The sequence below is a fragment of the Nodosilinea nodulosa PCC 7104 genome (assembly GCF_000309385.1).
GTDB classification, from domain to species: domain Bacteria; phylum Cyanobacteriota; class Cyanobacteriia; order Phormidesmidales; family Phormidesmidaceae; genus Nodosilinea; species Nodosilinea nodulosa.
On record NZ_JH976538.1, the window covers coordinates 498877 to 519534 of the forward strand.

The window sequence follows — 20658 nt, forward strand, 5'->3', positions numbered from 1 at the left end:
GTTTTATCCAAAATAAGCAAATCAAGAAAATACTACAACTTATGGAACTTCCCAAACTCGCAATAAACCATCATAACCAGCGCTAGCAAGAGTTTTGCCACTGGAATCAAACGCTACAGACTGCACATAGCTTGAATGACCTAAAAGAGTAGCTATTTCTACACCATAATTCCAATCCCAAACTTTGACTTGCTTATCATCACTGCCAGTTGCCAAGAACCTTCCATCAGGGCTGAAAGCTACAGAAGTTACATACTTAGAATGACCACTTAAAGTACGCGTAGAGTAGCTATGGTTCAAATCCCAGATTATGACAGTCCTATCATCACTGCCACTGGCCAAAAATTTTCCATCAGGGCTAAATGAAATTGAGCGAACCCAAGACGTATGAGCATTTAGAGAATGCAAAAGCCTTCCGGATTCATAGTCCCAAAGTTTAATAGTTCTATCATTACCGGAACTAGCAAGGATCTTTCCATCAGGACTAAAGGCTACAGAACGAATCTGATTGCTGTGGCCCTTCAACACATGTTTAATTGTGAATGTATTCAAGTCCCATAACCTAAGCTCTTTGTCATCTCCTCCGCTAGCTAGGAGCTTCCCGTTGGGGCTAAAGGCAACAGTTCGAACCCAACTAGAATGGCCATACAAATTACGAACTAATCTGCCAGTTTTTGCATTCCATATTTTAATACTCCTGTCATTGCTGCCACTGGCTAAAAATTGACCATTTGGACTAAAAGAAATAGTCTGAACATTATCTGAATGCCCATATAATGTCAAAGCCAAAGAGTCAGTCGCCAAATTCCAGATACGTACAGCCTTATCATTTCCAGCAGTTGCTACATACTGACCACTTGGATCAAATGAAATGGCTCTAATTGGCGAATTGTCTTCTGAGTGTTTCTGAACGCCCGACGAGTAAAAGATCTCATGCTGAACGAAGTCTTGAATTTCACTTTGAAGAGCTGGATTTAATGCTATCGCCTGTTCAAAGTCACTATGGCCTATTTTGTAGTCGTTTAGTTTGTAGTAAATCTTGCCACGCAAGACTAGAGCTTCAAGTTTTCCTTTGGCTGATGAACTAGCGATAAAATTCAGATCATTTATAGCTTCTCCATACGCCTTTCTAGTAGCTATGGAATAATAAGCTTTGCTCCGAAGTAAACGAACTTCAGGTTCATCTATTTCCTGCGGGCTTTTAATAGCTGTATCAAAGTCTTTAACAGCGTCCGTAAAAGCTCCTAACTTTAATTTCACAGTACCTCTATCTGCATAAGCCCTTGAGTAATTTGGCTTCAGGCTAATGGATTTATCATAGTACATAATAGCCTTCTCATACATTCCAGACTTTAATTCCATAGAGCCTAGTATGTGATATACGTAATAAGTTTCTGGAGATTTAGGTCGGAGCTTGATGAATTCAGTTAAATTGATTTTAGCACGTTCGTAGTATCCGAGACGATAGCCACTAACACCGTTATAGTAATAAGCTTTTGTGTAATCAGAGCTATTTGGTCGATTCTGAATTGCATTTTCTAAATCTTGAAGAGAACTTAAGTAGTCCTCGAGCTTAAACTCTATTTCCCCTTTACAGAAGTAAGCTCTTGTCTTATCAAATTCGATCGTCCTGTCAGTAACAAGCCCAGCTGAGAAATAAGATATAGCCCGGTCAAAATCTAGCTTTGCTTCATCAAGTCTATTCAGCTCTCTGTATACCAATCCTCGAACATATAACGTTTCTCCGTAATGCAACTTAGAATTGTCAGAGATAGAGTTTTCAAGATTTTTTAATTGAAGCACTTTATTCAAGTTGGCAACACTATCGGAATACTTTTTGAGTTTATAATTAGACTTTCCGAGGCCGAGAAAAGCCTCGGCAAAATCTGGTTTCAGTGATAATGATTTTCTGTAATTGTTTACAGCATCTGTATAATTTCCCTGTGCATAGCGAAGATCACCAAGATAGCTGTACAATTCCGGGTATTCAGTATTATCGAAAACTGTTTCATTGAAATCTCGTTCTGCTTGCTTGTCATCATATAGAAGGAAGTTTGTTCGCCCTCTCTGTACATATGCTTGTACAAAAGTCGGATTGAGATTGATTACTTGATTGAAGTCAACTAAAGACAGGGAATATTCATGAGCCCTGAGGTGAGCTAAACCGCGATAATAAATTGAATCAATTAGTTTGTAGTCGCCTTTCTTGATTGCATCTGAGAGATCTGATATTGCTTCGCTATATCGATTCAGAGAAAAATAGTCGAATCCTCGGTGATAGAGGGCTTCAGTAAAATAAGCAGAATTACCTTTAAGAGATTCATTATATGCATCTATGGCTTCGCTCCTCCTTCCCAACTTGTCGTACGCAGTGCCAATTTTGTAAAAAGCTTTACTACGTATATCAGAACATTTTTTATGGTCGCAAGCGATTTGTGAATCTATATCTAAAGATGAACTCTCTGATGTTCTGATCGACTCTAAAAAATCTTGAATTGCTGCATTACTCTTTTCCAGATTCAAGTATGTAATTCCATGCTCAAAAAAAGCCTGAGAAATATAAAAAGTTGCATCTTTTTCATTGCTATTAATAACATTTTCTAAATCTTCGGCAGCCTTTGAGTATTGCCCAAGTTCATTTCTAATATGCCCACGAGATAGATAAGCAGCAGGATAATCAAGATTGAGGTCTAATGCTTTGTTTAGATCATTAATAGCCTTTTCGAATTCTCCCATCTCTTCATAGATACTAGCCCTACTAAGATAAGCATCATAAAAATCAGGATTCCGCTCTAGCGCCTCACTGAAATCTTCAAGAGCTTTTTCAGAGTTACCCAACTTCATGTAAACAGCACCTCGACCTAGTAGAGGTTCGACATATCTTTTTGGATCAGGGGAAAATTTCGGCAGAACAGTCAAAGCTTTAGTGAAGTCTTCAATTGCTCTATACAAGTAGCGAGATTGCAAACCTAAAACTGACGCAATTTTTGAATAAGCTATCCCCCTGCCGACATAAGCTTCAGAAAAGTTTCCATCCTTTTTTAATGCGTCTGAAAAATTTCTAACTGACTCTTTAACGGCTTCAAAAAATATTGTCCTGCCTAACCTTTATAATACCTTCTCGATAATCTTGAAGTGCAGAGTAAATTTGATATTCTTCATTGTCGTAATTTGCTCTATCAAGTTCATTTTGGGCTTGCTCTTCCAAATAAAAATTGACTCTAATCAGAGTTAAATCACGGAGTATGTTGAACTCTGGAGATGCAACTTTGAACGTTATCGGAAACAAGCTTCTTTTAGGCTGCTTATCTTGATCAGTTTTTGTCTTCTTCGACTCTGATGGAAAGTTGCCTCCGCCAATTCTGCCGCCAGTGTTTTTATTTTCAGCAATCAAGTTGTCTTGGCTGATTATATTACTATAAGCAAACTGACTGATAGATTTTTCCTGAGAGTCAGTGTTTTGAGCCAAGGCCGTACCACAGGCTGCAAAACCAATCGAGAGCACTATAAGAATAAAGGTCGCTGCCTTGATTAGATGGCAAAGAAACATTTTTGCTGATTGAAATTATTGGTTTAGTTGCTGTCTTTAAGTGTCTAAAGAAGACTTTTTAGGAGGCGGACAAATCTCCGAAAAAGTCTTCTTTAATTGACCGATTTCGTCATTTTCCATGAATGTAAGAATTTGGCAGTTCTTTTGAGTTGGGATAATGGGCTTTAAGCATATTCTGGCTTTTTGAAAGTCAACTTGCTTTGTCAGGGTATCATTATAAGCTCAAAGTATGGAGTTTGCTCTTTGTATGAGCAATCAAAAAGCAAATCTCTAGCGACTTCAAACTGCTGAAAATCCTGAGGTTCCAGCCTCGAAACTACCTGCTCCCCATCCACCGCCAACACCTCCCCCCGCCCGTCCTTCGCTATTACTGAGAGGTGATTCCCCGCCATCCTCAGCCGATAGTGCTGGCCCTCAAACTCCTGCAATCCCGTCAGGGCAAAAAACTGTTGCACCGTTTCCACCGCCGATCGCGCCTCTGGCGATAACGCCGCTACCACCTCACCCGCTGACTCAGCCCGCTCCTCTCTGGCCTCGGCCACCAGCGCCAATTCTTCGATCTGCTCCCCCAATCGCGGGTCGTATTCCACCTGCCCATCGGGCAGCACCTCCACCACCAGCACTGGAGGCTCCACCAATAGCTCAGGATGGGTAACTGACGATTCCCCCAATTCCTGGCCCACTAGCCGCTCCGCTTCACCATAGAGAATCCGCTCAAGATGGGGAGCAAGCTGCTTACCAGGCTCATGGTGAAAGCAGGGCACCCCGTCGATTTCAATATCGACAATCTCGCCGTCGATTACCTCCACCTCACCCGGTAACTCGGGCAGCTCCACCACCTGCCGCAGATAGGCGGCCTGCTCTGGCGGCAGCTGCAACAATTGCTCCCCTAGATCACCCTTTAGCGCCTCCGCCACGATCGCATCGCCGATCTGAATCCGCACCGGGACGCTCTCTAGCTGGGGTGGCGGCCCAGGGTTGAGGAGTCGGGGGTCATGACCAGTTAGCCGCTTCTGCTCATCGTCAAGGTCTGTGATACTTACCCAAACCGGAGCTACCCCTGGGCGCTCTTCCAGTAGGGGGGGTGCCTGCTCTAGCTTTTCCTCCTCGGCCCGCTCCTGGAGCCGTACCTTGGCCAGCATCTGGGCGATCGCATCCAAGATCGAATTAATGTCGTGCTGCACTTTCTCAGCACTGTGGGGAGAGCCGCAGAAGGTCATGGGTCACCTCGCAAGGGTCAAAATACATCCTGAAACTGCTTAAGAATCGTCGGGTCTTTGAGGTTGGGCACACTGGGTGTGGATTGCTTGGGTAGAGGGAAGATCTTCTCTGCGATCGCCATCCGGGCTGCCAACTGTTCGCGGGTGTAGTCCTCCGAGTTGAAGTGCTGGCGGGATGCGGCGATCAATCGTTCCCTCACCTTGGGCCAGCGGGCTTTGCTCCAGGCTTCCTGGTCAATGTCGGCTTTGGGCACCTTCACCTTCAAAATCAGCGGGATCGAGCCTTCATCTTTGCGGCTGTAGGCGGGGTTAATCAGCACGCATTTGCCCGTGGTCAGCTTATTGAACTGGGCTGGTTCCACGATCGCCCGCTTCTGGGTATGGCCTGCCGTGCTGGTGCTGCCGCCGCCTTTGCCCGTGCTCTTGGTCTTGGATTTGATCTCCACCTCCTCTTCGCCCAGGTAGTCGCTGAAGAGGCGAGCGCTGTCAGGGTCTTGGGGATTGAACAGGGCTTTGGTGGCACATCCCCCCAGAATCGAGCGACTGACTTCGCGGGAGTAGGCTTTCTCCAGCTGGGTCAGGTTCTGGAAACCCACAATTGTCACCAAACCATCAGAGCGGTTTTCGTTGAGCCACTGGGTCAGGTAGGGCAGATACAGCGTCGGCAGTTCATCGAGGGCCAGCACCAGAGGGTCGCTGCGCTTGCGGGTGACATTGCGGGTGACGATTAGGTGCAGCAGGGTGGCGACCAACGGCGCGACCGCTTCCCGGCGTTGGCGATCGAGCCCCAGAATCAGCAGCTTCTTGCCCTCCAAATCCAACGGCAGGGTGGTTTGGCCGCAAAAGGCGCTGACTAATTCCTGACTGAGAAAACGGCTGAAGACCTTACTGGCCATGCCGATTACCCCGGCAACGGTCTTCTCAGAACCCGCCAGTTGCAAGAGCTGAGAGAAGGCCAGATAGACCCAGTTGCTCATAGGCCAGTCGCCCCCGGCGTCACCACGCTCTTTAGCGGTACGAATGCGGGTGGGCAAATCCGACAGGCTCAAGATCGCCGAGGCCATCATCAAATCGGGTTCGGGCATCCCCTTGGCCAGCATCAGAATCGCCTGGGTGAGCTGGTCTCCGGCATCGGCAAAGAACTTGTCCTCAGACGCATTGGCCGAGAGGGCAAAGTTGCGGTTCATCACCGTGGCAATCTGCCGCGCCATCAGGGCATCGTCGGCATCCCGCAGGAAGTCCAACGGGTTGCAGACCTCGCTTTCAGGGTAGCCAGGGGCAAAGACGCTGACGGAGTAACCGCGTTTGGCGGCGTAGGCGGCCAGGACTTCGGTCTGGTCGGGGTATTTGAAGTCGTAGACGATCGCGGGCATTCCCTGATCTAGCGCCGAGCGGATGGTGGGGTTGATCAGGGAGAAGGTTTTGCCCGAACCGGGAGCGCCACAGACGGCGATACCTCGCTGGGCATCGGGTAGCCAGAGACTGCGGCTACCGTTGGGTTTGCCGCTGGAATTGCGAGGAGGACTGCCCACATAAAGCGTGACCGCATTGTGACGACGCTGCTGGAGCTGCTGCATGGCCTTTTTTCGGGCGGCGCGTTTCTCGCCACTTCCAGCCAGGTAGCCTCGGGCGAGTTGTCCTTTTTTCTGGCTGTTACCGACGACAGACATGATCAGCATGGCGGCGATCGCACTCACAAGCACCAGCCCGTTCTGCCCTTGCAGAGAATGGAAGATGTTGTTGCCGGTGCTGGAAATGCCATCGGGGACTGGAGCCACACCGACGTAGGCGGTTTTTGAAAGAGTCATGGAGTTGTTACCTCCAGGGACGCAGGTGGAGTAAGCGCGGGGTGAGCCATGGCAGGCAATCCCATTTCCGCTAATCGCGACACCACCGCGAGGGGCATGCCCGCTGCATCGGCAGCAGCCTGAGGTGCAGAACCGTTGCGGACGCGGGCCAGGAAGTCTTGAACTTTCGGAATAACGGGACTATCAGAGGGAATGAGTTGGGATGCGATCGCGCTATTCAATCCCCGTTCTACATTGGCAAGGCTGACTGCTCGGCCACTGGTGGTGACGATGGTAGAAAATTGGGGCGTGATGTTTGGAGCAATCGCCACCGTCGCATACTGCGGATCACCCGACCCATAGTTCACCTGAAACTGGTAAACCTTGCGCCCTTCGGTTGAATCCGTCACCACCGTCAGCAGGGTAGAGGCCGTCTCAGGCAGGTTCTCAAAATGAATCCCCGTCACCCGCCGCAGGTGAATGACGCTAGCTCCAGCCCCATCACAATTCCCAGAGTCCCCTTGACCACAAAGATTGCCATCGAAATCAAGGGTGAGCCGACTGGGGTCATCCAGCCACACCCGCTGAATCACTTCCCCGGTGCGGGTAAAGTCCAGGTTGGTGCCGGAACCAGGCCACACGGAAATCTGAGCGCCGCCGCCCGTGAGTCCCTGAGCCTGAGCTTCAGAGAGTTGGCGCACGATGGGGGCTGAAAAGGTGGGTTTTGCGATCGCCAGCAGTGAGGCGATCGCCAGCAGTGAGGCGATCGCTAACGGCATTAATACAGAAACCCGTTTCATAGCGCCACCTCAAAGGAGGTTCCGGTGAATACCTGCACAGGCTGACCAGCGGGGATGTACCAGACGTTGGGGCGACTGAGGATGTCTTTGATTTCCTGCTGCTGGCGATCGCTCACCTGGTCGTGCAGGGCATCAAAGCCTCCTTCCAAAACCGCTCCCAGAATATTTGGGGCTGGGTTGGTGGTGGTTGAGGAGGAATAGAAGACAGATCCCGTGGAGGTTTGACTATTGGGACGGTTGAGGATTTCGCCCACTTTACCCAGGGCTCCCATCAGCGCTACCCCTGCATCCAGGCTTTGAATGTGTCCGGCATCATGGTTGTATTCCGAGGCCATCAGGGGATTGCCCTGCTCACCTTGAGTGAGCACAGCACCTGGAGGTACTGGCACCACTTGGTTACCGCTTGCCGTGGGAATCACCACCGCAATCACCGACAGCTCCACTAGGCCGCTCTCGGAAATGGTGTCTACCTGAGTCACCATCTGGGTGCCTGCGGGCAGGGCCACCGTACCATCTGCCGCCAGCATCGGTTCAGTGAGCTGAAGGCCAAACCGCTGGGGCTGTTGGGTACTGTCCAAATCCTGCGCCCAGACGACGGGGGTGCTGAGGGTTGCGGCGGCTTTGGCTCCGGCTAGAATACTGACCACATGGCTGGGGACTCCCGAGAGAATCGCGGCGGCATCGGCGGCATAGCGAGTCTGGTCGGGATCGTTGGCTTTGGGCGCAGCTTCCACGTCGGGAGAAGGAGCAGCCGATGCCACAGGTGGGGCCGTCGAGGGCTTCTCTGTGCTGTAACTGATCTGTCCGTAGCTGCCCAAGGCCACTGCCGTTTGCCACTGTTTTACTGGATCAGCCTGAACCGCAGGAGCGACTGAGGCGACAGGAGCCGATCGCATCGGAGCGGAGTAGGACGGCGGTGGGGCATAGGTCACCGGGGCAGGATGGCTGACGGGCGGGGTAGAGACCGCCGTCGCTGGAATCGGAGTTGTAGTCACCGTTGGGGATGGAGGCGTGGGCTGCGCCTTATCTTCCTTCAGCGCCTGGGTTTGGGTGCCCAGAGCTTCAACGGTCTTGAGCCTGCCGATTTCATTGGGGTCAGTCTCTGGCTGGGTTGCCGGACTGGCGGTTGTCGCTACGGCAGGGGCGGTATCGGCTGCGGTGGCAGAGGTCTTAGTCGGAGCGTGGACGCTGTGGAGAAAGATGGCCACCAGGCCGATCGCGATCGCCAAGCCCGATCCCACAAACACCGCCTTGGCCCAGGGGTTACTCCACAGTTGCGGTTGAGTCGTCGGGTCGGGTTCTGTTTCAAAGTCTTCGGGGTCGAGTAGCGGGGACGGGGTGAGAGTTGTCGCTGTAACCGTCTCATCGCTGTAGCCCGTGAGGGCAGCCAGATGGCTGAGTTCATCAGTCTCCGTTGGGTGAGCTTCTGTATCGGGGGAGGGGGTGAATACCATGGTCAACGTCCTTCCTTAGCTGGGATTGGGGGCGAGTTGTTGAATGTCCAGGTCGCGGATTTCGGTGATTTCTAGACCGTTTTCCCGCAGGCGATACACCGCTTTTTGCAGCGGCGTGGAGGTCTCAGGCAATGGGTCTTCAGCGGGTTCCACCGCCTGAACGAAGAGGCTCTTGTTGAAGGGAATCGCCAGACCTTGAGGATGGGTGGGGTCGAAAATCAGCAGGTTGGCGACGATATCCACCTGCCAGTAGCCCGCTTGCAATTCCTTCGGCGTGGAAATCGTTTCGATAGTGAGCACGCTCTGGGCGCTGCCGCTGAAGATACCGGGGGGCGTGATCGCCGCCACCTGGTCGAGAAAGGCGGTGCGGAAGTCCTCTTTGAGCGCAAAGGAGGCTTGCCAACTCGCGGTGGTGATGCGGCCATGGTTCACAGGGACGCCCTGGGCAGCTGGGGCGCTGGCAGCGGTGGCCGTATCCGTGGTCTGTCCCTGGCTATTCCAGGTAAACATCAGCCCCATGGCGGTTTTGACGAACTGCTGAATCACCTCCGGGGTGCGCTGATTCGGGTCAACGGCTTCGGTGCTGATGGAGTGGCCATCCACGAGCTGCACCAGGGAGGGCACGGGCCGATGGGCCAGATGGTTGATGCGGGCGGTATTCAGCAGGGTCATCACCAGCAGCAAGCCCTGGATGCCGAGGGTGCCCAGCACGAACAGTGGCAGAATGTCGGACGAGTGAAAGCGACGGGAACGGTTGAGGAGTTGCATCGAAGGTCTCCCTTAGCGAAATGAGTGAAAGTAGTTTGGTGACACGGCGTAGGAGCCCAGCATGGTGACCATGCGGGCCGAACCGCTGGTGATGATGTTGAAGACCGCTAAACCACCGCCAGCGGCGATCGCCAGGGCCAGGGCGGGAGCCAGCAGGCCAATAATCACCAGAAAGCCAAGGGTGTCGGTGACATCGGCATTGACCACGACCACCCCTGCCAGTCCGACGATGATGTTGTAAGACACCTGGGCCATGCCCAGGCTGAAGAAGCCCGTCAACCAGGCGAACAGGGGTTTGGCTTCAAAGGGCAGCAGACTGCCAGCCACGGCAAATGGCCCCATTAGCCCGGTGAGCAGCAGGGAGATTTCCAGGATGTTGGTGAAGGCCCACTGAAAGGCCAGCAGCACGTATTGAATGATTTCCTGGTTGACGGAGCCGAGGAATCCGGCGAAGAACCCGGCGGTGCCAAAGACCGCTCCCGATATCGGGTTGTCTTCGGACTGAGCGGTCTGCACGGCCCCATCAATGCCTCGGGCAATGTTGCGGAGGGCATCGGGCAGGGGCAAAAAGCCCTGGTAGTCGTTAATGGTGGCCTGCACCTGGGCATTGGCGGCTTTGAGACAGTCGATTTGCTTTTGCCCCACCATGCCTTCGCACTGGCTGAGCTGGGCGCTGATTTCGCCCGCAACGGCGCTGCGGGAGGTGGCGGCCTGGACGGCATCGCGCAGTTTGACATCCAGCAGGGTGACTTCGAGCACCTGGTTGGAGAGGGTATGGATGACGCCGCGCAGGCTGACGGTGGAGACAGCCAGCAGGTGGGCGTTGTTGGCTAGCAGGCAGACGACGATGATAGGCCAGATCAGATTTTGCAGCGGGCGGGTGAGGTCGCCTTCAACGATGAGCTGTCGCCCGAACTGGACGATGAAGAAGATCAGGGCACCGGCTGCGAAGATGGCGGCGGTCTGGTTGATGGCGACGTACAGGGTGCTGTCGAAGATGGTCAGCCACTGCTGGTCCCAGGCTTGGGCGATGCTTTGGGAGGTGTCGAGCCCTTGCTGGAGGATCTGGGTTGCGCCTGTAACGGCAAGCCAGGGGAGTAGGGGAGAAGTCATGGGAATGCTTGCGAAGCGAGGGTGATGAATATCACCTCAGGCTAGGGAGCAAATATGACTGGGATGTGGAAGATTGCGGCGAGTTATGTGATCTGGACATCGCTGCGATCACTTCCAGCAGGATAAAAGTTTGCTTTAGCAACTGTTTGCGATACGCCCAAAGCAAGCGCAGCAGCGGCATAGGCATGATGTCAGAGCAAGCCGAATCAGGTATAGGGAAGATACTTCGCTCGGCTTATTGGTTTCACTCGCGTTTCATATTTTGAGTGCATATTCAGATTCAACGGTCATTCGAGCAGGGCAGCGCTTCAATGCTTCACGAGATGAGCAACCGCCTAATTTTCTTCAAAAAAGGGGCGTTGATGATTCCAAGTATGAACCAATAAGGCTGATTCAATATTTCGCAAATTCATACAGCTATTCACAATAGTCCGGACACTTTTCTAGGCAAACGCTGAAACTCTTGATATCTCGTTGGCCAGGCTGATGATGAAGAGGGCTGAAACCCTCATTCTATCGTTGCCCGCTAAAAACTGTCCGGAGTGTTGTATTCAGCAACGCCGGATATTCATCTCCATACTTAATCGATGGTTATACGCCAGGTCGCCCTCCCAGTCTCAGCCATGAACGTATTAATACTGTCCTAAGCGACCTGGCCAGCGCTATATTTCCCAACAATTCTAATTCACTAGGTCTTGTTTTGACCTCTAAAATAAACTAATGCACAGCCCCTTGAACAACTGAATTGGCCAAATAAAACCCCTATTAAATGACATCAGCAGAAAACCTGATAGGGATGGTTTCAGCCCAGAAGATTAAGCGTTACCGTGCCGTCTACAACAAGGTTCATAATTGTGAGAGCATTCACAACTCTTGTTGGGTAAAGGCTTAAAGGCTTTTGGGAAACTTCATATTTATGAAAACCGATATAAAACTGCTAAAAATTTATCAAGCAAAATCTTGTGGGGGAATTTGTCTTACTTACGATTTGTATCGTAAGTAATCAAGTCACACTACAAATCAACCAGCTTTTATGCACGTTGAGAGTTGTTATTGCTTTTGTGCTCAAGATCAAGGCATTAGACATGAAGTACAATCCGTAATCTTTTCGATTTCTTGACATTTGATTTCTAAAGTCAAGCTAATTACAGGAACCTGTTTTGAGACGCCTCAATTCTTTTACTCCATTTCTGAGGACATTATGAAACCCACACAACGTTTGACATTATTGATTTTGGGAGCCGGAGCCGCCCTACTGGCTGGATGTAGTAGCCAGGGTTCCACGGCAAAGTCAGACTCTATGACCGCTTCCCCCACTCCAACTACGGTTAATGCTAAGCCGCAAGCGATGACAAAAGAACAGCCCGTCGCTCCAGAAGTCAATCCGCCAGGCGACATTCCCGACTCCCAGGCCTTCGTTGCCTACACCTCTGCCATTGGGCACTACCGTTTGGACGTACCCGAAGGCTGGGCGCGGCAGGAAACTGGAACCGATGTCAGTTTCATCGACAAATTAGACGGCGTCAGCGTGACGGTCACGGATACCACAACGCCGTTAACGGCTGATGCCGTCCGCACTCATGAAGCAGCACAGGTGGAGCAGTCTGGACGGGCGGTGCAAATTGTCGATGTTAAAGACGTGCAGATGCCCAATGGCAATGGGGTGTTGATTCAATACACCTCAAATTCTGAGCCAGACCCCACCACCGGGAAACAGGTCAGGCTAGAGAACAGTGCTTATTTGTTCGTCCACAGCGGCAAGCTGGCAACCGTGAGGCTGTGGGCACCTCAAGGAGCCGACAATGTGGATCAGTGGCAGCGGATGTCTCAAAGCTTCGGGTGGTCTTGATATGCCAATGCTAGAAGCCGTTGATTTATACCGGTTTTACCACGCCAGGGAAGCCGAGACCCTGGCCCTACGCGGCGTGAGCCTGACCGTGGCGGCAGGCGAAATAGTGGCGGTGATGGGGGCCTCGGGCAGTGGTAAATCGACGCTGCTCAGCTGCCTAGCAGGGATGGACGAACCTGATGGTGGGTTTGTCAGTCTGATGGGAGAACGGTTTACTCGCCGCCCCGAGCCCCAGCGAGATGCGATGCGGGCCGCGCACATTGGCATTTTGTTGCAGTCTGGAAATTTATTGGAATATCTGACGGTAGAGCAAAATATTTTGCTGCCCATGGCGATCGCTGGCCGGATAAACCCATCATGGGTCAACAAACTCCTAGATTGGGTGAACTTGCGCGATCGTCGTCATGCTCGACCGTCTCAACTCTCCGGTGGTGAAACGGCTCGCAGTGGTTTAGCCGTAGCGTTAGCGACCAATCCTAAAGTACTACTGGCAGACGAGCCCACGGGAGAGGTCGATGCGGATACAGAACAACAGATCTTAGCCCTGCTCATATCCCGCCGATCGCAGGGGAGTGCCATTTTGCTGGCTACCCATAGCGAAACCCTAGCGGCTCAAGCGGATCGCATCATTCGGTTGCAAGACGGGAGAATTGTCGATGACTAAATTATCTCCAAACCTCTTAATCGAGGCCCAAAACCTGAGGCGTACTTATCACCAGGGCGGTAGCCTGTTTACTGCCCTTGACTCCGCCAGTTTTCAAGTGTGGGCGGGCGATCGCATTGCCCTAATTGGCCGCTCTGGCAGCGGTAAATCAACGTTGCTGAACCTGATGGGCGGACTCGATACCCCCACGGATGGAACCATTGCCTGGGTGGGGCTGGGACCACGGGAAACCCTACGTCCAGCCAAGGTGGCATTTGTGTTTCAGATGCCGAGTTTGCTGGCTCCACTAACGGTCATCGAAAATGTGGAGATGCCGCTGCTGCTAGGCGATACCCCGATCGAGATCGCGCGTACCGCCGCGATGGAAGCTCTAGAGCGACTTCAGCTAACGGCCCTTGCCCAGAAGCTGCCGGAAGAACTCTCTGGTGGACAAATCCAACGAATTGCGGTTGCCCGCACCCTTGCGTACCACCCCAAGCTGATATTGGCAGACGAGCCTACGGGGCAACTTGATCATCCGACGGCCACATTGCTACTAGATACGCTCTTTAACACCCTAAAAGATACGGATACAGCCCTGGTGATTGCGACCCATGATCCCCTAGTTGCAGATCGGATGCACAAACGATGGACGATACAGCACGGCATTTTGCAGACTGACTCATCCCACAACGGTTTGCAAACTGTGAACGCAACACCTCAACCCAAATTGTCGATTACACGACCAATGCCGAAAAATTCGGCACCTTTCTAAATCTTGATGGACTCTAAACCCATTTCACCATGCTTATTTTGCTTTGGCTTAAAGGCTTACTGTCGCGCCGACCCGGTCGGCTGCTGGGGGCGATCGCTGGAGTGGCGCTGACCGTAGCTCTGCTGGCTGCCATTGGCGTATTTATTGTGGCCAGTGGGGCAACCATGACCCAACGAGCGATCGCCAGTGTTCCCGTCGATTGGCAAATTCAACTGGCTCCCGGCACCGATGCAAAAGCGGTCACCGATGCCCTCGGGCAATCGGCGGCCTATTCTGCCCTACAAACCGTTTGTTATGCCGATAGCGATGGATTCACGGCTAAGACGAAGGGTACTGTGCAAACCACTGGAGCCGGGAAAGTACTGGGCATAGGCCCCAACTATCGAAAGGATTTTGCCCCAGAACTGCGTCCGCTAATTGGTTCCCTTGACGGTGTATTAGTCGCACAGCAAACCGCTGCCAATCTGCAAGTTGCCCCAGGAGATACCATCACTATTCAGCGTCCTGGGTTGCCCGCTGCCGAGGTCAAGGTGGATGGTGTGATTGATTTGCCCTTTGCCGATTCTCTCTTTCAAGCCATCGGCACGCCAGCCGGGATGGCACCGCAGGCTCCCCCCGATAACGTGCTGATTTTACCCTTACAGCAGTGGCATTCCCTGTTTGACCCGCAGGCTCAAGGGCATCCCGATTCAGTACATTTACAGCTACACGTTCGCCTCATCCACAACCTACCTCCCACTCCCATCAAGGCCTATACTCAGGTCGAACAGCAGGCCCGCAATTTAGAAGCCCGGATTGCCGGGAGCGGCATCGTAGGCGATAACCTGGGGGCAAAGCTAGATGGCACCCGGAAAGATTCCCTCTATTCTCAAGTGCTGTTTTTGTTTTTAGGGTTGCCAGGGGTAATCCTATCGGTATTGCTGACGCTAGCGGTCACCGCTGCTGGAAGCGATCGCCGCCGTCAAGAACAATCCCTTTTACGAACTCGTGGTGCAACAATCGGGCAGATTCTGCAGCTTGCCGGGGTTGAAAGCGCTGTCGTGGGCACAGGGGGAGCTGTCCTCGGGTTGGGATTAGCCGTAATCGCTATGGGTCTACTGACACCAGGCACCTTACTACTCACCGTCAACAGCGTCGTTTGGATGGCCATCGCCGCTGTGGTCGGTGTGGGGTTAGCGGTCGCCGCCATCCTCTACCCGGCCTGGAAAACGGCTCGCAGCAGCACAGTTGTCTCGGCCAAAGCCATCATTGGCAACTCTCGTAAACCCCTATGGCGGCAAATATGGCTCGATGGGTTTCTACTCACCCTTGCTTTTGTGGTGTTTTGGCGAACGGCCAGTACCGGCTATCAGGTGGTGCTGGCACCCGAAGGTGTACCTCAAGCGTCTGTATCCTATGACTCCTTTATTGCGCCCGTCTGCCTATGGTTGGGGACGGCTCTACTCACCCTGCGTCTGGGTGATGTGGCCTTGGGCCGAGGGCGTTCAACCCTGACTCAGCTCCTGCGGGTCCCTTTAGGTTCCCTAGCTGGGGTCGTGATTGCCTCCCTCAGCCGTCAGCGCCGGGTGGTAACTAGCTCCATAGCATTGGTGGCGATCGCGGTATCCTTTGCCGTCTCAACGGCGGTGTTCAACACCACCTACAACGCCCAGGCTAGAGTCGATGCGGAATTAACCAATGGAGCCGATGTGCAGGTGGTGGTGCCGCCCAACTCAACAGGCATACCGCTGACCATGCAAACCCAGCTGAAAGGATTAGCCAACGTGGCGGCCCTACAGCCAATGCAGCACCGCTTTGCCTACGTAGGCCGCGATCTGCAAGATATCTACGGCATTGACCCAGTTAACCTGCCCACCGTCACCCATATTGCCGATGCCTACTTTGCCAATCACGATGCCCAGTCATCCTTAGCGGCGTTGGCGTCTCGTGCTGATGGCATCTTGGTTTCTGCAGAAACCGTGCGAGACTTTCAGCTTAAATCTGGGGACCTGCTCAACCTACGGCTCCAGAATGCTCAAGATGGTCAGTATCACATCGTGCCATTCCATTTTGTGGGTGTCGTGAAAGAGTTTCCGACGGCACCAACCGACTCATTTCTGTTGGCTAACGCCGACTATATCGCCAAGCAAACGGGTAACTCGGCCACAGAAACGGTGTTGATTCGCACCAAAAACCGCGATCGCGCCTCCCTCCTTGCTCAAATTAAGCCCATTGTCAGCCCGCTGGCGGGGGTTAAAGTTACCGATATTGATGCAGCCCAACGCACCATCAGCTCCGGATTAACGGCGGTTGATCTGCGCGGACTCACCCGGATTGAACTTAGCTTTGCCATTTTGCTACTGGTGGGGGCCACGGGGCTGATGCTGGCCCTAGGCATGGCCGAGCGCCGCCGCACCTTTGCCATCCTGGACGCCTTGGGAGCCAAGCCCCGACAGCTCGGCAGCTTTTTGTGGACTGAAGGGCTCTTGGTTTTACTCGCAGGCGGCACAGTTGGCGTCCTGCTAGGGTTTGGGGTTGCCGCCATGCTGGTGAAAGTGTTGACTGGGGTGTTTGACCCACCCCCCGATGTGCTGGCGATTCCGTGGCTTTATTTATTGATGGCGGCGATCGCATCGGTGCTGTCTACGGTCATCGCAATTCTGGGCACCCAGAGCCTGTCCTCCAAAGCCAGCCTAGAAGCCCTGCGGGATACCTGAGGTCACTATGCAGCCACAACCTGTAAGTTGATTGAGCAACAGCACATTCAGCCCGCCCTCATAATCGGTATGCCGATCGGTTTTAGTCATGCTCTGGCGGCAAAGCGCCGGCTAATGGCTACACAAATCCCCTATATAGCCATTCAGAGCGGCTTTGGCTGTGGGCTATTAGCTACAGTAACCATAAACTAATCACAAAGAGTGGATAAGCGGCCATTAAAACACCGCCAGCGACCCTGTCCAGATCACCATTCACTGAGGCCAACATCATCACCAGCGCTAGCGACGCCAGCATCACCAGAATAGGAGCATGGAGTAGGGTCGCATCTACGATCGTTAGCGGGTTAACCACTGCGGCCGCCCCCAAAGTCATGGTGACGTTGTAGGTAAATGAGCCTACTACAGCAGCTACGGTGGCTTCGGTTGCCCCTCGCCGTGCCGTTGACCAGGCTAAAACAACTAGCTCAACAGACGTGGCAAACCCCACCAGAGTCAGAGCCAGCTTGGTTTGGGTCGCCTCTACTTGGCTGATCTGCCGGACGGCTTCCACCAACACAATTGAGCCGATAATAATCGCTCCCAACCCAGCCGCCATCAAGAGTAGGTCTTGGCCTACCCAAGAATACAGACCGCTAGCCTGTTCATTCTGGAATGCCTCAGCTGCTTCTTCAAGTTCTCCAGTTTCTCCCAGGGATGGAGGCCGGCGCTCTGCCCACCAGATGCCGCCCACATAAAGGGCGTAGCAGCCAACCAGCACGATTCCTTCCACTCGGCTCACCTGTCCATTCCAAACAAACCCGCTGGCGAGGATACCAATGGGTAAACCAAACAGAGCGTAGCGCATCACCCGCCGACCAAACGGCAGCGGTGCCACCCAAGCTCCCACACCCAAAGCTACCAGGCAAATAGCAATGTTGGCACCAATCACGTCGCCTACGGCGATCGCGGGAACCCCCCGCAGAGAAGCTGTTACCCCAGTAGCCAACTCTTCGGGCTCGGCCCCCGCCAACAGCAGGGCGAGAGCAAAAGCGCTCACCCGTAGGCGCACCGCTGCCGCCCCAAGGTGTTCGGCGAAAGTCTCGGCTCCCCAAATAATTAACGCTATACCAGCGACAATTAATAGCCCCCAGAGAATGGTCATAGGTGAATTCTGAATATTTTGGGTGGGATTATGACAAGAAACTAGAGTCTGTTTTAAAATCTCCTAGAACTCTGGTTCTCTCATACGAGAGAATGAGGCTTTGACTGGCCTTTAAAATCCGCCCTAGGTAGCGCTCATGTCTACATAATATGAGCTGCAATCGCCGCCAGAATTACCACTCCAAACCCTAGCCGATACCAGACAAAAATCCAAGTACTTTTGTTTTGCAAATAGCGCAATAGCCAGGCAATAGAAACATATGAGAACACAAAGGCTGAAGCAATTCCTACCAGCAGAAGAATCAAGTCATCAACATTTTCAAATGCCTTGCTTGACTGATAAAGTGTGGCTAATGTCAGAGTAGGAATCCCTAACAAGAAAGAGAATCTTGCTGCTGTTTCTCGCTCTAGTCCCAAAAACAATGCTGTTGTCAAAGTCGACCCAGACCGGGAGGCACCTGGAAACAAAGCAATTGTTTGTCCTAATCCTACTAAAATACCATCCTTGATTTTGAGACTGTCGAATTTGCGTTTACGACTACCAAGCTTCTCCGCCAGCCCTAGCAGAATAGACATTACAATCGACATAACCGCAATTATGAATGCACTATCTGGCAAAATATCTTTGAGCAAAAAGCCAACAATCAGTGCTGGCAAAGTCCCAACAGCGATACCAACCAGAATCTTCCACTCCTCTTGTTCCCAGTCTCGCCTCTGAAAAGCCGACCAACACCCCGCTAGAATTTTGCTAATATCAGGCCAAAAGTACATAACTACGGCAATAACACTGCCAAACTGAATGGCATCGATAAAATACTTTTGTCCTAGCGTTGTCCACCCAAAAACTTCGGTAAACACAAGCAAGTGGGCTGTGCTACTAATCGGCAGAAACTCTGTGATGCCTTGTATAATGCCCAGCACAATTGCTTCAAAGAACCCCGTCAGTAAGTTAAGTTTTTCAGGAGCAGCAGATTGAGCCGCAACTGCAATTATTTGTTGTCCTAAATCCAATTCGCCACTCAAACTCGAATACACTGTAACTTGGAACAAGATTAAGCCAGAATAGAGAAACGTCATTCCTAAGCTCCAGTAGCTCTTAAGGATATCTCGCCTAGATAAGCAGAAGTTTGAAATAGCCAGATTTTACTTTTACTCAATAGTACAGATAAAAAAGAATTTTTAAAGACACTAATAAATACTTAAAACAGCACCTCAAGAAAAATTTATTTCTCCTCTATCTCTCCTTAGTTATAGGATCAGAGCAATCCAAATAGGGATTCCAAGTGATTGCTAGCAGGGTCACCTGGTTGGCTCCAAGCTGAGTCATCTGCTGATTCTTAGCCGCTACAGACTGATTGATTCGATCCAGGCTACTTGTTAGCTGGACGATGCCTGAGCCATTGCTGGAAACTTGCTGGCTGAGCTGTTGGGCAGACTGCTGAAGCGTTGCTAAATCAGCCTGGGCATTAGCCCAATCGGCGACTTTGGCCATGTCATAGACCCGCTCACCATATTCGCTTACATCTTTAAGGGCTTGTGGCACTTGGTCATCCTGAACTTCAGTATCCGTGTCATTAAGGGGATCGTTCGCCGTAGCATTCGACTCTTGAATCTGATCTGGGAAAGCAACTGCCGTTGCTGAATGCTGAGGCATCGTTGCGACAGGCCGTTGGGGTTGATTGCCAGTAAAACTGCGGGCCGCTCCAGAAATTCCGAGGGTACCCAGCAGCGCTGTAGCAATCAGAAAACTCTTTTTCATGGTGAAATACCTTTCTTTTGCAATAACTCCATAGTAAGAATCAAAGGTCAAGAACTTGTCAATTTTGAAATCTACCCAATCTTCTTTCAGAACATTGTGCTTTAGCCCTGCGCATCAATACAGGTAAGGCTTTTGGTCTGACTTCAAACGTAGCTGGAGTTGTCATTATGATTTTGCCGTCCGAATACCCTCGGCAGGGCACGGTGATTTCAATCAAGAACTGTCGGGCATTTAGATATTGCACGTTGGGCAACTCCCAATAGAGGCACCAGCGGGAGCTATACCCTCTTGACGAGTTCTTGACAATCCCTTCTTACCTTGGGAAATACCTCCCAAAGGGGAGCGAATGACCGAAAACAATGGATAAACCATGAAAACCTCAATTAAGACTGCCCTAACGCTCGGTTTAATCACTGCCGTTGGTGCGAGTGGTGCTGCCATGGTTGCGAATGCCAAAGGTAGTTCACCTACCACTACAGATGCTCAGATAGCTCAAGCCGCTGATGGTGAAATGAACGATGCCTCTGAAAACGAGGCCAACGAGATGGGTGAGGGATCTGAAGACACTCAGGAAATGTCCCAATACCAGGCTTTAGCAAAGATTACACCGCAGCAGGCTCAGCAAACGGCTGAAGCTGCCCAAGGCGGCACAGCTAGCAGAGTTGAGCTTGATGTGGATGATGGCAGCCTGGTATACGCCGTTGAGTTTGCCGATGCTGAAGTCACGGTCGATGCTGGCAATGGTCAAATTCTCAAAACTGAACCCAACGGTCAGGAGGAAAATGACGCGGCTGAAGCATCTATTCAAGGCAGCATTCAGGTACCAGATAATGACCAAGAGCAAGGAGAAACACAGCAATAGAAAACAGTCAGAGTAATTAGTCTCTCGCTAGTAGAGTTGTTGTGAATTAAACTCAAAAATCCTCGAAATGCTTTCCAGGCAAGGCTTTAAGTCATTCTTGTTCAAAATCTCTGAAATGGTTTTTAGCAAGGCTTTCAGCGATTTTGAACGGTATTTCACAACAGCTCTAGTGTAGAGTGCGGCAGGCAGGTATTTTATCTGCCTGCTGTCTTTATATGCTGGAAGAATAGTTCAATTTCTCT

At 51.7% G+C, this 20658-nt stretch carries 16 protein-coding genes and 1 pseudogene; 6 read left to right on the top strand and 11 right to left on the bottom strand.

What is annotated here, in order from left to right; all coding sequences use genetic code 11:
• Positions 1–39 precede the first annotated feature (39 nt).
• From LEPTO7104_RS37680 to LEPTO7104_RS0130540, 8 genes are all read right to left on the bottom strand, one after another.
• Entirely contained in the window at positions 40–2967 is a 2928-nt protein-coding gene (locus LEPTO7104_RS37680) for a tetratricopeptide repeat protein (RefSeq protein WP_340627251.1), read from the bottom strand.
• Positions 2968–3082: 115 nt separating this feature from the next.
• The gene (locus LEPTO7104_RS0130510; RefSeq protein WP_017302366.1) at positions 3083–3550 is read right to left on the bottom strand and encodes a hypothetical protein; all 468 of its coding nucleotides are present in this window, start codon (positions 3548–3550) and stop codon (positions 3083–3085) included.
• A gap of 203 nt (positions 3551–3753) precedes the next feature.
• Entirely contained in the window at positions 3754–4770 is a 1017-nt protein-coding gene (locus LEPTO7104_RS0130515; RefSeq protein WP_017302367.1) for a hypothetical protein, read from the bottom strand.
• Between the two features lie 17 nt (positions 4771–4787).
• Positions 4788–6578: a type IV secretory system conjugative DNA transfer family protein gene (locus LEPTO7104_RS0130520; protein ID WP_017302368.1), complete on the bottom strand. Its 1791-nt coding sequence runs from the start codon at positions 6576–6578 to the stop codon at positions 4788–4790.
• Entirely contained in the window at positions 6575–7357 is a 783-nt protein-coding gene (locus LEPTO7104_RS37685; RefSeq protein ID WP_155524015.1) for a hypothetical protein, read from the bottom strand. Before LEPTO7104_RS37685 ends, LEPTO7104_RS0130520 begins: the two co-directional genes overlap by 4 nt.
• Positions 7354–8811, bottom strand: a complete 1458-nt coding sequence (locus LEPTO7104_RS0130530) for a TrbI/VirB10 family protein (RefSeq protein ID WP_017302370.1) — start codon at positions 8809–8811, stop codon at positions 7354–7356. The genes LEPTO7104_RS37685 and LEPTO7104_RS0130530 overlap by 4 nt, the downstream gene beginning before the upstream one ends.
• Positions 8812–8826: 15 nt before the next feature.
• Positions 8827–9579 (bottom strand): hypothetical protein, encoded by a 753-nt coding sequence (locus LEPTO7104_RS36340; protein ID WP_083887221.1) that lies wholly within the window; start codon positions 9577–9579, stop codon positions 8827–8829.
• Positions 9580–9591: 12 nt separating this feature from the next.
• Positions 9592–10692 (bottom strand): hypothetical protein, encoded by a 1101-nt coding sequence (locus tag LEPTO7104_RS0130540; protein ID WP_017302372.1) that lies wholly within the window; start codon positions 10690–10692, stop codon positions 9592–9594.
• Positions 10693–12040: 1348 nt separating this feature from the next.
• Here LEPTO7104_RS0130540 and LEPTO7104_RS0130545 point away from each other — a divergent pair.
• From LEPTO7104_RS0130545 to LEPTO7104_RS43975, 5 genes and pseudogenes are all read left to right on the top strand, one after another.
• Entirely contained in the window at positions 12041–12541 is a 501-nt protein-coding gene (locus LEPTO7104_RS0130545) for a hypothetical protein (RefSeq protein WP_155524016.1), read from the top strand.
• Between the two features lies 1 nt (position 12542).
• Positions 12543–13205 carry an ABC transporter ATP-binding protein gene (locus tag LEPTO7104_RS0130550; protein ID WP_026073221.1) on the top strand — a complete coding sequence of 221 codons (663 nt, stop codon included), beginning with the start codon at positions 12543–12545 and terminating at the stop codon, positions 13203–13205.
• Positions 13198–13959, top strand: coding sequence for an ABC transporter ATP-binding protein (locus tag LEPTO7104_RS0130555; protein WP_017302375.1), 762 nt, complete (start codon positions 13198–13200; stop codon positions 13957–13959). Before LEPTO7104_RS0130550 ends, LEPTO7104_RS0130555 begins: the two co-directional genes overlap by 8 nt.
• 29 nt (positions 13960–13988) lie before the next feature.
• Positions 13989–16655: an ABC transporter permease gene (locus LEPTO7104_RS0130560; RefSeq protein WP_017302376.1), complete on the top strand. Its 2667-nt coding sequence runs from the start codon at positions 13989–13991 to the stop codon at positions 16653–16655.
• A gap of 15 nt (positions 16656–16670) precedes the next feature.
• A pseudogene (locus LEPTO7104_RS43975) lies at positions 16671–16847 on the top strand (precorrin-8X methylmutase); the annotation flags it as partial.
• Here LEPTO7104_RS43975 and LEPTO7104_RS0130565 read toward each other — a convergent pair.
• The 3 genes from LEPTO7104_RS0130565 to LEPTO7104_RS36345 form a co-directional block, all read right to left on the bottom strand.
• Positions 16828–17796 (bottom strand): sodium:calcium antiporter, encoded by a 969-nt coding sequence (locus tag LEPTO7104_RS0130565; protein ID WP_017302377.1) that lies wholly within the window; start codon positions 17794–17796, stop codon positions 16828–16830. The pseudogene LEPTO7104_RS43975 and the gene LEPTO7104_RS0130565 sit on opposite strands and share 20 nt — an antisense overlap.
• Before the next feature lie 140 nt (positions 17797–17936).
• Positions 17937–18872, bottom strand: coding sequence for an undecaprenyl-diphosphate phosphatase (locus LEPTO7104_RS0130570; protein ID WP_017302378.1), 936 nt, complete (start codon positions 18870–18872; stop codon positions 17937–17939).
• Positions 18873–19029: 157 nt separating this feature from the next.
• Positions 19030–19605, bottom strand: a complete 576-nt coding sequence (locus tag LEPTO7104_RS36345) for a hypothetical protein (RefSeq protein WP_017302379.1) — start codon at positions 19603–19605, stop codon at positions 19030–19032.
• A gap of 319 nt (positions 19606–19924) precedes the next feature.
• Here LEPTO7104_RS36345 and LEPTO7104_RS0130580 point away from each other — a divergent pair, with 319 nt between their 5' ends.
• Positions 19925–20416 (top strand): PepSY domain-containing protein, encoded by a 492-nt coding sequence (locus LEPTO7104_RS0130580; protein ID WP_026073222.1) that lies wholly within the window; start codon positions 19925–19927, stop codon positions 20414–20416.
• The last annotated feature ends 242 nt before the right edge of the window (positions 20417–20658 follow it).

Excerpts from the sequence above, each read along its gene's own strand:
- LEPTO7104_RS36340 (WP_083887221.1), bottom strand. The coding sequence starts at position 9,579 with ATGCAACTCCTCAACCGTTCCCGTCGCTTTCACTCGTCCGACATTCTG.
- LEPTO7104_RS0130540 (WP_017302372.1), bottom strand. The coding sequence starts at position 10,692 with ATGACTTCTCCCCTACTCCCCTGGCTTGCCGTTACAGGCGCAACCCAG.
- LEPTO7104_RS0130530 (WP_017302370.1), bottom strand. The coding sequence starts at position 8,811 with ATGGTATTCACCCCCTCCCCCGATACAGAAGCTCACCCAACGGAGACT.
- LEPTO7104_RS37685 (WP_155524015.1), bottom strand. The coding sequence starts at position 7,357 with ATGAAACGGGTTTCTGTATTAATGCCGTTAGCGATCGCCTCACTGCTG.
- LEPTO7104_RS0130560 (WP_017302376.1), top strand. The coding sequence starts at position 13,989 with ATGCTTATTTTGCTTTGGCTTAAAGGCTTACTGTCGCGCCGACCCGGT.
- LEPTO7104_RS0130580 (WP_026073222.1), top strand. The coding sequence starts at position 19,925 with ATGAAAACCTCAATTAAGACTGCCCTAACGCTCGGTTTAATCACTGCC.
- LEPTO7104_RS0130570 (WP_017302378.1), bottom strand. The coding sequence starts at position 18,872 with ATGACGTTTCTCTATTCTGGCTTAATCTTGTTCCAAGTTACAGTGTAT.
- LEPTO7104_RS0130555 (WP_017302375.1), top strand. The coding sequence starts at position 13,198 with ATGACTAAATTATCTCCAAACCTCTTAATCGAGGCCCAAAACCTGAGG.
- LEPTO7104_RS0130565 (WP_017302377.1), bottom strand. The coding sequence starts at position 17,796 with ATGACCATTCTCTGGGGGCTATTAATTGTCGCTGGTATAGCGTTAATT.
- LEPTO7104_RS0130545 (WP_155524016.1), top strand. The coding sequence starts at position 12,041 with ATGACAAAAGAACAGCCCGTCGCTCCAGAAGTCAATCCGCCAGGCGAC.
- LEPTO7104_RS0130520 (WP_017302368.1), bottom strand. The coding sequence starts at position 6,578 with ATGACTCTTTCAAAAACCGCCTACGTCGGTGTGGCTCCAGTCCCCGAT.
- LEPTO7104_RS0130515 (WP_017302367.1), bottom strand. The coding sequence starts at position 4,770 with ATGACCTTCTGCGGCTCTCCCCACAGTGCTGAGAAAGTGCAGCACGAC.
- LEPTO7104_RS0130510 (WP_017302366.1), bottom strand. The coding sequence starts at position 3,550 with ATGTTTCTTTGCCATCTAATCAAGGCAGCGACCTTTATTCTTATAGTG.
- LEPTO7104_RS0130550 (WP_026073221.1), top strand. The coding sequence starts at position 12,543 with ATGCCAATGCTAGAAGCCGTTGATTTATACCGGTTTTACCACGCCAGG.